The organism is Testudinibacter crocodili (genome assembly GCF_006228025.1).
GTDB lineage: Bacteria > Pseudomonadota > Gammaproteobacteria > Enterobacterales > Pasteurellaceae > Chelonobacter.
In genome coordinates, this window is sequence record NZ_VDHF01000045.1 from 1 (window position 1) to 14,578 (window position 14,578).

At 44.4% G+C, this 14,578-nt stretch carries 13 protein-coding genes; 1 reads left to right on the forward strand and 12 read right to left on the reverse strand.

From position 1 onward, the window contains the following. The 3 genes from FHQ23_RS04910 to rffG form a co-directional block, all read right to left on the reverse strand. Positions 1 to 877 (reverse strand): LPS O-antigen chain length determinant protein WzzB (locus tag FHQ23_RS04910; RefSeq protein ID WP_139613322.1); only part of this gene is annotated, 877 nt, incomplete at its 3' end. A gap of 46 nt (positions 878 to 923) precedes the next feature. Continuing rightward, positions 924 to 1,790 carry a glucose-1-phosphate thymidylyltransferase RfbA gene (rfbA, locus tag FHQ23_RS04915; RefSeq protein WP_139613323.1) on the reverse strand — a complete coding sequence of 289 codons (867 nt, stop codon included), beginning with the start codon at positions 1,788 to 1,790 and terminating at the stop codon, positions 924 to 926. Positions 1,791 to 1,818: 28 nt separating this feature from the next. After that, positions 1,819 to 2,883 carry a dTDP-glucose 4,6-dehydratase gene (gene rffG, locus FHQ23_RS04920; protein WP_139613324.1) on the reverse strand — a complete coding sequence of 355 codons (1,065 nt, stop codon included), beginning with the start codon at positions 2,881 to 2,883 and terminating at the stop codon, positions 1,819 to 1,821. Positions 2,884 to 3,225: 342 nt separating this feature from the next. Here rffG and infA point away from each other — a divergent pair, with 342 nt between their 5' ends. After that, complete coding sequence (gene infA, locus FHQ23_RS04925; protein ID WP_132965494.1) at positions 3,226 to 3,444, forward strand: translation initiation factor IF-1; 219 nt, start codon at positions 3,226 to 3,228, stop codon at positions 3,442 to 3,444. Positions 3,445 to 3,497: 53 nt separating this feature from the next. Here the strand turns inward: infA and lnt are convergent, their stop codons facing one another. From lnt to FHQ23_RS04970, 9 genes are all read right to left on the reverse strand, one after another. Then, positions 3,498 to 5,054, reverse strand: coding sequence for an apolipoprotein N-acyltransferase (gene lnt, locus FHQ23_RS04930; RefSeq protein WP_139613343.1), 1,557 nt, complete (start codon positions 5,052 to 5,054; stop codon positions 3,498 to 3,500). Between the two features lie 30 nt (positions 5,055 to 5,084). Next, on the reverse strand, positions 5,085 to 5,975 hold the full coding sequence (gene corC, locus FHQ23_RS04935; protein WP_139613325.1) for a CNNM family magnesium/cobalt transport protein CorC: 891 nt from the start codon (positions 5,973 to 5,975) through the stop codon (positions 5,085 to 5,087). Between the two features lie 152 nt (positions 5,976 to 6,127). Then, positions 6,128 to 7,558 carry a sucrose-specific PTS transporter subunit IIBC gene (locus FHQ23_RS04940; protein WP_139613326.1) on the reverse strand — a complete coding sequence of 477 codons (1,431 nt, stop codon included), beginning with the start codon at positions 7,556 to 7,558 and terminating at the stop codon, positions 6,128 to 6,130. Positions 7,559 to 7,766: 208 nt separating this feature from the next. Next, positions 7,767 to 8,816, reverse strand: coding sequence for a DNA polymerase III subunit delta (gene holA, locus FHQ23_RS04945; protein WP_139613327.1), 1,050 nt, complete (start codon positions 8,814 to 8,816; stop codon positions 7,767 to 7,769). A 22-nt stretch (positions 8,817 to 8,838) separates the two neighbouring features. Further along, entirely contained in the window at positions 8,839 to 9,339 is a 501-nt protein-coding gene (gene lptE / locus FHQ23_RS04950) for an LPS assembly lipoprotein LptE (protein WP_139613328.1), read from the reverse strand. 74 nt (positions 9,340 to 9,413) lie between these two features. Then, the gene (leuS, locus tag FHQ23_RS04955; protein ID WP_139613329.1) at positions 9,414 to 11,996 is read right to left on the reverse strand and encodes a leucine--tRNA ligase; all 2,583 of its coding nucleotides are present in this window, start codon (positions 11,994 to 11,996) and stop codon (positions 9,414 to 9,416) included. 174 nt (positions 11,997 to 12,170) lie between these two features. Continuing rightward, the gene (locus FHQ23_RS04960) at positions 12,171 to 13,028 is read right to left on the reverse strand and encodes a PhnE/PtxC family ABC transporter permease (protein WP_139613330.1); all 858 of its coding nucleotides are present in this window, start codon (positions 13,026 to 13,028) and stop codon (positions 12,171 to 12,173) included. Beyond that, positions 13,028 to 13,801: a PhnE/PtxC family ABC transporter permease gene (locus FHQ23_RS04965; protein WP_139613331.1), complete on the reverse strand. Its 774-nt coding sequence runs from the start codon at positions 13,799 to 13,801 to the stop codon at positions 13,028 to 13,030. The genes FHQ23_RS04960 and FHQ23_RS04965 overlap by 1 nt, the downstream gene beginning before the upstream one ends. Next, positions 13,782 to 14,543 (reverse strand): phosphonate ABC transporter ATP-binding protein, encoded by a 762-nt coding sequence (locus FHQ23_RS04970; protein WP_139613332.1) that lies wholly within the window; start codon positions 14,541 to 14,543, stop codon positions 13,782 to 13,784. Before FHQ23_RS04970 ends, FHQ23_RS04965 begins: the two co-directional genes overlap by 20 nt. Between the last annotated feature and the right edge of the window lie 35 nt (positions 14,544 to 14,578).

The following is a 14,578-nucleotide window of genomic DNA, read 5'->3' on the forward strand; positions in this document are numbered from 1 at the left end:
CCTTTAATGTATCTAGCTGTGCCTGTAAGTATTTTTCACCTTGCATAAAAAGATATGAATTATCATTTAATTTAAATTTAGAATCATCTTTACCAAGTAAAATTTCTAATGAGCCCTGATTTGACGCTAAAGTACCATTAAAATAATCTACGATATCGGCATTTTTAGCTATGCTAAGTGCATTCGCCAAATTATTCAATTGTTCCTGCCGAGTAATCTTAGTCTTTTGCTCTAATTGATCTTTTTGAAAGTTAAGTGTATTAACTTGTTGTTCTAATCTGGAAATAAAATCTTGCTGCTGTGCGACTAAAACCTTCTTATTTACAAATTCAATATAAGCCGTCAAAACGTACTGTGCATCACTAGGAAGTTCAGCAGCAAAACTAATCGTAATTCCAATTGCATTAGGATTTTTCTTTAAATCAGGTCTAGCAACTTGCAAATACCTTTGCAACAAATCAGCTAAAAATCGCTGCTTTGCTACACTGTCTTTATCAGAAATAGATTGAATATACCATTCAGATTGTTCAAAAAATTGGCGCTTAATATCATTAGAAAACAACAACGTGCTGAATTGATCAAATAGCTCCGTAGATAATTTTTCTGCACTAAATGCTTGATTTTGTATAATATTCGCATATTCATTCTGTAATGATAAATAATTACCCAACTCTGAAACCTGCGGTTGCTTGACCAATGCAGAGGAAGTCCATTCCTCTTTTGCAGTGAAAGCATAGACTGCCGCAACGACAGTAAATATAATTGTTGATAATACCACCCACCATTTTTTACGCCAAATCAATCTCAATAACTCCAAAAGATCAATTTCATCAGGCTTTCGATTTTCTGAAACAGCAACATCAATAATATTTGTCATGACTCTATTACTCTCTGTTAAATAAAAACTCTTTTTAATCAAATGATCAATCTCTCACCAACCGCAACAAATACTGTCCATATTCATTTTTACTCATCGGTTTGGCAAGTGCGGTCAGCTGTTGATCGGTTAACCAGCCTTGTCGCCAGGCAATTTCTTCCAAACAAGCGACTTGCATGCCTTGGATATTTTCAATGGTGCGTACAAACGAAGCGGCTTCGTGCAAACTTTCATGAGTACCGGTGTCTAACCAGGCAAAACCCCGTCCTAACAATTGGACATTTAAAGAGCCGTCGTTGAGGTACATTTCATTTAAGGTGGTAATTTCCAATTCGCCACGGGCGGATGGTTTGACTTGTTTGGCGAGCTCTACCACTCGGTTATCATAGAAATATAAGCCGGTGACCGCCCAATCGGATTTTGGTACTTGCGGTTTTTCTTCGATGGATAAAGCCTTGTAGTGTTGATCAAACTCGACCACCCCGAAACGTTCCGGATCTTTTACTTGATAGGCAAACACCGTTGCGCCGTTGGTTCTGGCGACTGCTTTTTGTAATAATGGGGTGAAGGATTGCCCGAAGAAAATATTGTCGCCCAGCACTAAACAGCAGCTGTCTTGCCCGATAAAATCCTCTCCGATAATAAAAGCCTGCGCCAAGCCATCCGGGCTCGGCTGAATGGCATATTGCAAGTTGATACCAAAATCACTGCCATCACCGAGCAAGCGTTTAAAACTGTCGTTATCTTCCGGAGTGGTGATAATCAAAATATCTCGGATACCGGCAAGCATCAGCACCGACAGTGGGTAATAAATCATCGGCTTATCATAAACCGGCAACAATTGCTTAGAAACGCCGCGCGTGATCGGATACAGGCGCGTGCCGGATCCACCGGCGAGAATAATCCCTTTCATATCAAGTCAAGCCTCTTTATATTTTTATTTATGCTTTTGTACCCAAACGTTGCAAGCTATATGAACCGTCTAGCACCCGGCTCCACCATTTTTCATTGTTGAGATACCACGTCACGGTTTTACGGATACCGGATTCAAAGGTTTCCTGCGGTTGCCAGCCCAGTTCACGCCCGATTTTTGCGGCATCGATGGCGTAACGCACATCATGCCCAGGACGATCGGTGACATAAGTGATCAAATCTTGATAACGATCGATCCCTTGTGGTTTATTAGGCACCAATTCTTCCAACAAGTTGCAGATAGTTTTTACCACCTCGATATTGGCTTTTTCGTTGTGCCCGCCAATGTTGTAGGTTTCGCCGATTTTTCCTTCGGTCACCACTTTATATAACGCCCGCGCATGATCTTCCACAAACAGCCAGTCACGAATTTGCATGCCGTTGCCATAAACCGGCAGCGGTTTGCCTTCTAATGCATTTAAAATCATCAAGGGGATCAATTTTTCCGGGAAATGGTATGGACCATAGTTATTCGAGCAGTTGGTGACAATGGTCGGGAGGCCGTAGGTTCTTAACCAAGCCCGCACCAGATGATCGCTCGCCGCTTTGGAGGCAGAATACGGACTGCTAGGCGAATAAGGCGTAGTTTCGCTGAACAGATCGTCCGTTCCCTCTAAATCGCCATACACTTCATCGGTAGAAATATGGTGAAAACGGAAAGCCTGTTTTTTAGCCGCCTCTAGTCCGTTCCAGTAGGCTCTGGCAGCCTCCAGCAAAGTATAAGTGCCGACAATATTGGTGTCGATAAATGCTGCCGGCCCATCAATTGAACGGTCAACATGGCTTTCCGCTGCCAAGTGCATCACTGCATCAGGTTGATGTTGCTGAAAAATACGTTCAAGTGCGGTTTTGTCACAGATATCTGCTTGCTCAAAAACATAACGTGGATTTGCTGCGATTTGCTCGAGGGACTCCAAATTGCCGGCATAGGTCAATTTGTCCAGATTGATGACACTATCCGCGGTCTCTTGAATAATATGGCGAACAACCGCCGAACCGATAAAACCGGCACCACCGGTAACTAAAATTTTCATAAAAATCCTTTAAAAGTATTATAAATAGAATGTTATCAACGATATCCTGTCGAAAAACTCCATTCTCTTAATAAACTCAAATTAATTGCGGATAAATCTTTCTCATTTTAGAAGAAATTAAAAAAATAACAATTTTTTTGTATTTATATTTTCACACCAAATGATTGTTATTCTTATTTAAAACAAAACAGGGAAATCATCAATATTTAAAAAAACTTTCCGAATCCGCCTGATGCAGGTATAATCTGCGCTTTGTTACGGTAACAAAGCGCTTCCAAGACATTAAGTGCGGTGTCAACCGTCTCATACCAATAAAAATTCAGTAAAATTTCAGAGGAAGGAATGGCTAAAGAAGATAGCATAGAAATGCAGGGAACGATTTTAGATACTCTGCCAAACACGATGTTTCGTGTTGAATTGGAAAATGGTCACGTGGTGACGGCACATATTTCCGGCAAAATGCGCAAAAACTATATTCGTATTTTAACCGGTGATAAGGTTACCGTTGAATTGACACCTTACGATTTAACTAAAGGGCGTATTATTTTCCGCAGTCGTTAAGCCTCTTCCGAGAATAGCGCTGCCCGTATTTAGTGACAGCGCCTATCACTTCCCTATTCAGCCTTCAGCGTAGCTAATTGTTGTAGTTTGCGGCGTAAAAGTGCGGTCAAAATATTAAATAGCAATAATATCACCGACAGCAAATACAGCAGTTTATCACCAAACACGCTATACGGTGTGGTAATGGCTTCTAATTTTAATTCAGCCGTTAACGTTGTCGCTTCAAATTGTAGCGCTTGCTGCAACACTTGTCCTTGGTTACCGATAAATGCGGTAATACCGGTATTAGTGGCACGAATCACTGCTTTGCCGTTTTCTAGCGCGCGCATTCTTGCCATTTGAAAATGCTGCCACGGCCCGATCGAGTCGCCAAACCAAGCGTCATTAGAAATCGTCAAAATAACATCACTATTAGCGTTAGCCAGATTTTGCTGCAACTGATTGCCCAAGACGATTTCATAGCAGATCGCACTCGCCAGTTTAATCCCCTTAGCAGTAAGCGGTGCTTGCAGGTAATCCCCTTGTTTAAAATTTGACATCGGTAAATTAAACATGCTGCCTAATGGTCGCAACAGGTTTTCTAGCGGTACATATTCGCCAAACGGCACCAAATGGTGTTTGTTATAACGGTTAGTATTTGTTAACTGATAAGGATTATGCGGATCGCCCAACACAATCGCGGAATTGTAAAAACGATTTTGAGTTTCATCGTGATAGACCGTACCAACAATGATTTCGCTACCGCTGTTGTGTGCTGCCGCCTGCCAGTTTTGCAACAGTGGCTGTACCTGATTTTCCAGCGTCGGAATCGATGCTTCCGGTAGAATAATCAAATCGCTGTTGCCCAAATGCGGTGCGATCAACGTTTGGTAGATGTTAATCGTATTGCTGAAATAGTTCGGATCCCATTTTAGATTTTGTTCAATATTGCCTTGCACCAAGGTGATTGTCAGTGCCTTAGCTGAACTGCTGCTCTGCTCTTCACTACTGATTTTTCCACCGGCGTAAAATGCGGCGAAAGCTAAACCGAACGCCATCAGAAACGAGCTGATAGCCAATGTTAAAGTGCGGTCAGTGCGATTCCATCCGGCTTTGGCGCTATTCAACAGCAACGCTGCAATCCAGACCACAAAAAAAGTCAGCCCCTGCACCCCAAACAGCGGGGCAATGCCGTAAAAAGGGCTGTCGATTTGAGAATAGCCGAACTGTAACCAAGGAAATCCAGTCATTACCCAACCGCGCAAAAACTCAGTAAAGGTCCATAAAATCGCAAACACGACCGCACTTTTAATCTGAAAACGCTGGATCAAATAAGCAAATAATAGAGGATATAATGATAAGTAAGCCGCCAGCAACAACACCGCTAGATAGCTGAGGATTAACGGCACACCACCAAACAGATTAATACTAACGTGGATCCAGTTAATACCAAAAGCAAAAAAACCTAACGCCCAAAAATAGCTGGTATAAAGTGCGGTTTTGCGCGAGCTTTGAGTGGCAAAAAAAAGCAGACCGATGACGCTGACATACGCCATTGGCCAATAATCAAAAGGCGAGAAAGCAAGCACACCGCTTGCCCCCAATATTAATGCGAAAAGTATTTTTATCATGGGGTGAGAATAAAATGTCTGCATAGCAAGTTATACATTTTCAAGAAATGAGGAATCCTCTTCGACTTGATCAGGCACTCTAAGGCGAAGTTGAATAATTTTACGGCTGTCGGCGGAGACCACTTTGAACAGCAACCCTTCCAGCTCGATCTCCTCATCACGGCTCGGCAGATAACCAAACGCCTGCATAATCACACCGCCAATAGTGTCAACCTCTTCCGAATCAAAATGCGTGCCGAATTTCTCATTAAAATCCTCAATATCCGTCAAGGCTGATATTGCATAGGCATGGCGTGACAGCTGACGAATATCCGCCGCTTCTTCTTCGTCAAATTCATCTTCAATATCGCCGACAATCTGCTCCAAAATATCTTCAATCGTCACCAAACCTGAAATTGCCCCAAATTCATCAACCACAATCGCCATATGAAAACGCTCGGAACGAAACTCTTTCAGCATGCGATCAACCCGTTTGCTCTCCGGCACAATCACCGCCGGGCGCAACACCGAAGACATATCAAATTCCGCCGCATTAGTGCGAGAAAACGGCAGCAGATCTTTTGCCAACAGCAAACCCTCTACATTGTCACGTTCATCACTCACCACCGGAAAGCGTGAATGCGCCGACTCAATAATCACGTCCAAGCACGCATCCAATGACTGCTCTTTGTTGATAAACACGATTTGCGCGCGAGGGATCATAATATCACGCACCCGCAGCTCGGAGATCTCCATCACACCCTCAATCATTTCGCGGGTATCTTGGTCAATCAACTCATTTTGCTCAGAATCGCGAATCACCTCAACCAGTTCTTCTCGGTTTTTCAGTTCCCCTTGAAACAAGCCGCTGAATAGTGATTGGAAAAATCCTTTTTTCGAGCTTTGCTCTTGATTATCGTTCGTTATCTGTTCGTCACTCATAATATATATTTTTATCAGGTTGGTTTATCAAAATAAGCTTTGCCAAACTAGCATATTTTCACCCGCTCCGCCAGCCGTTTGCCGCGCAGTAAACAAAAAACCAACCGCACTTTCATTTGGTTGGTTTTTGTTTCGGGCAAGATTAGCACAAGTTAATTAGCTCGCTGTTTCTTTTGCGCTCTTTTACCCAAAATCACAGTCACCGAGAAAGCTACCACAAAAGAGATTAGCATGCCAATCACATACATACTGATATCGTTCGGTTTAATCGAGATAATGCCAGGTAAGCCCGCCGCACCTAGCGCTTGTGCTTTAACATTGAACAGGGCGACAAAGGCACTGGCACAACCGGCACCAACCATTGCGCCGATAAACGGGTAGCGATAACGCAGATTCACCCCAAACATCGCAGGCTCAGTGATACCCAATAAGGCACTGATCCCTGACGGCAAGGCAATCCCACGGGTTTTTACATCTTTCATAATCACAAACACCGCCAAACAAGCAGCACCCTGTGCGATATTTGACATTGCCGCAATCGGGAAAATAAAGGTTCCACCGGTGGTGGCAAAATCTGCTAACAACTGAGTTTCAATGGCGATAAAGGTTTGGTGCATCCCAGTGATCACAATCGGCGCATACAAGGCACCGAACAGCGCACCACCGATAAAGCCTGCAGTATCATATAGCCAAGTCAAACCCGCGCCCAGTAAGAAACCGACTTCACGGGTGATTGGCCCCACAAAGCTAAAGGTTAGTAATCCGGCAATGAATAGCGCCAACAATGGCGTTAGCAGATTATCCAGCACCGACGGCACGACTTTACGTAATGCTTTTTCTAAGGTCGCAAGAATCCAAGAGGCGACCAATACCGGCAACACCGAACCTTGATAACCAACACGCTCAATGCTGAAACCAAAAATATTCCAGTAAGCCAGTTTGCCTTCTGCTACCACGCTGGTGTAATTCCAGCCGTTGACCAAATCCGGATGCACCAACAACATGCCCAGTGCCGCTCCTAGAAACGGATTACCGCCGAATTTGCGCGTTGCCGAGAATGCAATCAAAATCGGGAGGAAAACAAACGGTGCGTTAGCAAAAGTGTTGATCATTGCTGCCAAATCTGTCAGTTCAGGGTGCGTGTCAACCAATGACATCCCTTCCACAAACAGGTCTTTTGCCATAAACACATTGGCAAGCCCCATTAACAAACCGCCAGCGACGATTGCCGGAATAATCGGCACGAAAATATCGGCTAAGCCTTTGACCAAACGTTGCAGCAGATTTTGGTTTTGTGCGCCGGCAGCGGCGACATCGCTCTTCGTCATATCGCCCATGCCTAACATACTGCTCATTTCCGCATGGACTTTATTCACCGTGCCTGAACCAAAAATGATTTGATATTGCCCGGCAACCGAAAACTGACCTTTTACGCCGTCAATATTTTCAATCGCTTCTTTATCGACCGCACTTTCATCTTTCAAGACAATCCGCAGTCGGGTTGCACAGTGTGCCAAAGCACTGATATTCTCTTTTCCACCCAGTTTTTCAATCACTTGGGTTGCAATTTTGACAAAATCCATCTGCATCTCCTGTTATTTCACCGATAGTTTATGATCTGATCAAGATTTTAACTAAAACGTTTTAGTTAGGCTACACATGAACTAAAACGTTTTAGTTAATTTTTTATTTTTGTGATCCAGTTAACAAAAAGTCTCGGAAAAATGGCGAGGTAAAGGGGATTTGTCAAATTAAATGTAAGCTTGTGGTAAAAGTGCGGTCAGCCGATTTTTAATGCTTGCAGAATAATAGGCTGAAATCTTGTAACTGCGGCCAAACATCCGCATCAAAGTCACGTTTGAGCTGGCGTTCGATCTCCGCTAGTTTCTGCAATAATCGGTATAAATCAGCATAACGCATACGCCGGATTGCTTGGGTGAACAAAATCCTACGATTCTGCCAAATCCGTAAACGGTCAAATTGTTGGCGCAATTGTTGAGTTGGCAAAGGTTGACTGCTATCAACCGCACTTTGGCTAGAACAGAGTTGCAAAATGGTGGTCAGCTCTTTTTGTGCACTCCGCAGCAAAATCAACGGCTGTACCTCTTCATTTTGCAACGAATGTAAAATCCGGACCGCTCTTTTGGTTTTACCTTCCAGCAGCGCATCCAACCACTGATAAGGGGTAAACAGCGAGGATTGTTCCACACAGGCTTTGACTCTAGGGTAGCTCAATTTGCCGTCGGGATATAACAGTTTCAATAAATTCAAAATCTGTTTTAGCGCCAGTAGATTGCTTTCATAGCTATAACACAGCAGTTGCAGAGCCTCTTGTTCAATGCTCAGCTCCAAAGTTTTTGCCCGTTGTTGCAGCCACGCAGGAAGCTGCTCCAAGCTTGGCGTTTGGCAATTAACCAATACCGCACTTGTTGTCTGCTGTGCCGCATATTCGTTCAGCGCCACAAACCAGGTCTGTTTTTCAATTTGCAAGTTGAAACGAGGAATTTGCAGCAGCAATAAAATATCGGAGTGTAATAGACTGATTAAGTGCAGCAGTTTTTTCTGCAACGTTTGGCTGATGTTGTCTGGCAGCAGCAATATCATCAAGAGCTTATCTGAAAAAAGCCCGCGCGATTGGCAGGCTTGATACAGTGCATCCCAATCGGTAGCATTATCAATTGAAAGCGGTAAAACCTCATCAAAATGCTGGGTTTTCGCTGCCGCTTTAATTGCTTGGCGTGATTCGTCTAGCAACAACCAATCCTGCCCCTGCAACAGGTAACAACAAGCCAACTGTTGCTGAAGTGCGGTTGCCAGCTGCGCTGCCGTTACTCTTTTCACCGCCTGCCAACCTTCATTATGCTTATTTTACCGCTAGCTGATTTTGCAAGCTGATGATTTTGATCATCAACTGACGGGCAGCTTGTGCACGCATGTCGTTATAAATGGCATCTTGTTCAGCTGATTTAGCCAAAGCTGCGCGGGAATCATCAAAGAAAGTGCGAGTGTTTCTGATGTTGATTGGAAATTCACCACGTCCCGGAACGTATAAACTGGCAGACAAATTCAACGTCAGCAGTTTCTCGGCTTCTCGTCCCTGCTTAAATACCGAAACTACAGCGGAACTAATTTGGCTATTTTTCATTCTCAGTTCCGGCACTTCACCTTGTTCCACCAGCTTCACTTGATGCAGGTGAAGCTGATTGCGTACTTCCCGACTCAAATAGCCGTAAGGATCACTGCTCTGCAATTTCATGGTTTGAAATGCCGGCTCAATTCCACCTTGATTGGCAAAATGGAAACCACAGCCACTCAACAGCAGTAACAGCGTGCTCAACAAAACCCAAGCATTTTTTTTCAACATCATTTCAATCCTCATCTGAATGAGAAACCGCACTTTAACTTTAATCTTAAACAAAGTGCGGTCAAAATTACCGATTATTTCGCCACAAAACTCAACAGTTTGCCCGGCACATAAATCACTTTAACAATATTCAAGCCATCTAAATGGCGTGCGACATTGTCATCGGCAAGTGCGGTCTGCTTAATCGTGTCTTCCGCAGCGTCAGCAGCAACAGTCAATTTTCCGCGTACTTTGCCGTTGACCTGCACCACGATCAGCTTTTCATCATCAATCATCGCCTCAGCATCCGCCTGCACCCACGGTGCAAAGTCAATGGTATCGCTGTTGCCCAATTCGTGCCATAAGGTGAAACAGATATGTGGGGTGATTGGATACAGCATTCTGACCACCGCACTTAGCGCTTCCGCCATCACCGCACGGTCTTGCTCGCCGTCTAACGGTGCACGGGTCAATTTGTTCATCAGCTCCATAATTGCCGCAATTGCAGTGTTAAAGGTTTGGCGGCGACCAACATCGTCGCTGACCTTGGCAATGGTTTTATGCAGATCACGGCGCAACGATTTTTGATCTGCACTTAATGCGGACAGATCCAATGCCGCCGTTGCCGGATTTTTCTGATATTCGAATACCAAATTCCACAAGCGACGCAAGAAACGATTCGCGCCTTCCACGCTGGCCTCTTGCCACTCCAAGGTCATTTCCGCTGGGGAGGCGAACATCATAAACAGCCGCACCGTGTCGGCACCGTATTTCTCCACCATTTCTTGCGGATCGATGCCGTTGTTTTTCGATTTCGACATTTTGGTCATGCCGGTATGCACCAACTCATGCCCGTGTTTATCCACCGCTTTGGTGATCCGCCCTTTTTCATCACGCTCGACGCTAACCTCGGTCGGCGACACCCAAATCCGCTCGTTACTGTCGGAAATATAGTAGTAAGCGTCCGCCAACACCATGCCTTGACACAGTAATTTGTTGACCGGTTCATCGGATTGCAGCAAGCCCGCATCACGCAGCAATTTATGGTAAAAGCGGAAGTATAACAAGTGCATAGTGGCGTGTTCGATCCCGCCGATATATTGATCGACCGGCAGCCAGTAATTCGCCTCTTCACTGTCCAGCATACCGTTTTGATATTGCGGACAAGTATAACGCGCATAGTACCAAGACGATTCCATAAAGGTGTCGAAAGTGTCGGTTTCACGCAATGCAGGCTGTCCGTTAAAAGTCGTTTTCGCCCAATTTGGATCGGCTTTGATCGGGCTTTGCACCCCGTCCATCACCACGTCTTCCGGCAAAATCACCGGCAAATCTTGCATTGGCACCGGCACCACATCACCGTTTTCCAGCGTCAACATCGGAATCGGTGCGCCCCAATAGCGCTGACGGGAAACCCCCCAATCACGCAAGCGGTAATTCACTTGGCGTTTGCCCACCTGCAAACTTTCCAGTTCATCGGCAATCGCATTAAACGCCTGTTCAAAATCCAAACCGTCAAATTTACCGGAGTTAAACAAAATGCCCGGTTCGACAAAAGCGGCTTGGCTGACATTCGGTTGCTCACCGTTTATTGGACAAATCACGGCTTTAATCGGCAAGCCATATTTATATGCAAACTCATAATCACGCTGATCGTGCGCCGGCACCGCCATCACTGCCCCAGTGCCGTAGTGCATCAACACAAAATTCGCCACCCACACCGGCACTTTTTCGCCGCTCAGCGGATGAATCACTTGCAAACCGGTTGCCATGCCTCTCTTTTCCATGGTCGCCAGATCAGCTTCCGCCACTTTGGCATTTTTGCTCTCAGCAATAAATGCTGCCAGCTCAGGATTATTCAGTGCGGCTTTTTCCGCCAACGGATGCGCCGCCGCCACTGCTAAATAAGAGACGCCGAAAAAGGTATCAGGACGAGTAGTATAAACTGCCACACTGTCATCGCTGTCGGCAACCTTAAAGGTGATTTCCACCCCTTCAGAACGCCCGATCCAGTTGCGTTGCATGCTTTTCACTTGATCCGGCCATTGCGGCAAACCGTCTAAACCTTGCAATAATTGTTCGGCATAGTCGGTGATTTTCACAAACCACTGCGGAATCTCTTTTTGCACCACCAGGGTATCGCAACGCCAGCAACGGCCTTCATCGACCTGCTCATTCGCCAACACGGTTTCATCGTTCGGACACCAGTTCACCACCGAGGTTTTTTTATAGACTAAGCCTTTTTTATATAATTCGGTGAAAAACCACTGTTCCCATTTGTAGTACTCTGGTTTACAGGTGGTCAGTTCACGATCCCAGTCGTAACCGAAACCCAGCATTTTCAGCTGCTGTTTCATGTAAGCAATATTTTCATAAGTCCACGGCGCAGGGGCGGTTTTATTTTTAATTGCCGCATTTTCCGCCGGCATGCCGAAAGCATCCCAGCCGATCGGTTGTAGCACATTTTTGCCGTTCATCCGCTGATAACGTGCCACCACATCGCCGATGGTATAGTTACGCACGTGTCCCATGTGCAGACGACCAGACGGGTACGGGAACATCGAGAGGCAGTAGTATTTTTGTTTGCTTAAATCAATTTTGGCAGCGAATACTTTGTTATCCAACCAATAATTCTGCACTTTCGGTTCAATCTGATCCGGACGATATTGCTCTTGCATAGCGAAATTACCTTTTATCAACACAAAAAACCGCACTTTTGCGGTTAAATAGAAAATGGGATATAGAATAGCTTAGAATGGCGCAGAATAACAGAATTTATTGCACTTGGCAGGCGCAAAACAGCACAGGAAAAAGCGTTGTAATAGCTCAAATTATAAACAAAGATCAACACCCTAATCTTTCGCCGCAAGATAACGCTTCGCCCAAGCCGATAAGAAATCGGTGACATAGACTAACAACAGATAGCACAGCAAATACAGCGTGATTTCGGAATAATGGAAAAAGCTCATGGCTAATTTAAATTGCATACCCAATCCGCTAGCACCGACAAAACCCACAATTAATGTAGCACGAATAATATTTTCCATGCGATATAAAATATAATTTAAAAAACGAGGCATAACAGTGGGGTAAATACCATAAAGCAAAATTTGTAGCGGTGAAGCCCCATTCTGGGCTAAATGACGAATAGGCTTTTCGTCCATATCTTCAATGACTTCGCCACATAATTTACCTAATACGCCGAAGTTATGAATAGCAAGTGCAAGAGCGCCGGGCACAATGCCCGGTTTGAAGATAAAGACTAAAATCATCGCCCACATCAGTTCGGGAACGGCACGGCTAAACAAAAAGAAAAACCGACTAATATGATAAGCCACTTTGTGATACCAGCGGGCTGGAAAACCTAATTTCCCCTGTGCCACATTGCGAGCAGAAGGCAAGACTAAAATAAACATAGCAATCGCGGCAATGCCTGTGGCTAAAATGCTCATCACAAAGGTTTGCCAAGTGAGCACTAACGCCTTTTGCCACATTTCAGGATCGAGATAAGCCGGCGTTTCTTCGCCCACCCCTAGCATGCCTTCGATAAATTCAACTAAATAATGCCAATTTTCGGCACGAAAGAGATCAAATAGCGCATTAGGCTGATCTTTTAAAATATACAGCCAAGACCACACAATTAACCCTAACACCGCCCAAAAGGAATATCTTATAAAATGGCGATCAAAATGTTGTAATAATTTATCCATTATTTCACTCTCTTTCTCACCGCATAGCTCCAGCGATCGATCAACACAATTAAACCAACTAAGAAAATCAAAAAAGTCCATACTTGATCGTATCTTAAATCTTGCAAGGAAAGCTGAATTTGCATGCCGATTCCGCCCAAACCCACAAACGAAAGCACGGAAGAGGAACGAATGGCACATTCTAGGCGGTACATGGTGTAACTTAGCATCATCGGCAAGGCTTGCGGTAAGTAGCCGTAAAATAATAATTGCAGCGGCGTTGCACCTGATTCTTTTAATGCGGCTATGGGTTTATGTGGCACGGCTTGCAAGGTATCAGCAAAAATTTTGCCCAGATAGCCGGAATACGGAATTGCCAACGCAAATACCGCACCGATTGGATTTAAGCCTACTGCGGCGACAAAAAACCATGCCCAAATCAATTCATGAATAGCGCGTAAAAAACCGAGTATTGCTCTTGCTACTGTTTGTAAAAATGTTGAGGGAAGTAATACCCCTGAGGCGAAAATCGCTAAGAAAAATCCGCCAATTAGCGCCAAGGAGAGCGTCAATAAAGCATAGGCAAAGGTGAGCAGGCTAGATTTTAATGCTAATATTAATAATGTAGGAGACAAATCAGGCTGAAGCAAACTGGAAAATAGCCGTTGCAATGTTGCCCAACCGCCGGAATGTATAATGCCTTTTTCACTATCAATGGCAAATAGACTGAATAAAAATACCAACAATAAAATTAACGTGAGAAAATTACGCCGTTCATTCGGTGAGGCTTTCATCTTGTACTAATCCGTATAAGGCATTAAGTTTCTGTTGAGTGACTTGACTGGTTTGCAGATCAAAGACGATTTTGCCGTCTTTAATCCCAATCATGCGGTCAAAATAGGCTTTGGCATATTCCACCGAATGCATACTGGCAATCAGGGTTTTATGTTGTTCACGCACCAGTTTGGTTAAAAGCGCCAACACATTTTGTGCATTCACCGGATCAAGGGCAGAAATCGGCTCATCGGCTAAAATCAACATGGGATTTTGCACCAATAAACGGGCGATAGCGACACGTTGCTGTTCACCACCGGATAATTCCGCGCTGGGTTGATTCATTTTTTCCGCCAATCCCACCGCACTTAGTGCTTGTTCGGCAATATGACGTTGTTGCGGTTTAATCAGCGAGAGCAAAGATTGCCATAGCCCCCAATCATTTAATCGACCAGCCAGCACATTATGCACTACTTCCAGTTGTTTCACTAAGTCGTATTGCTGATGTAACATACCGACTTTCTGTGCGTATGCTTTGTTATTGCGATAATCTTGAATATTTTTCTGCTCAATGAATATTGCACCGCTCGATAATTCAACGGAACGCATAATGGCATTCATGAGGGTCGATTTTCCCGATCCGCTTGGACCAACCAGTGCCACAATTTCGCCTGCTTGAATATTGAGTGAGATTTGGTCTAACACGTTTTTTTGATTAAAGCGTTTAGACACATTGTGCAGGGAAAGAAGAGATGACGACATAAACAATCCTATGAGAAAAGGGTAATGGCATATTC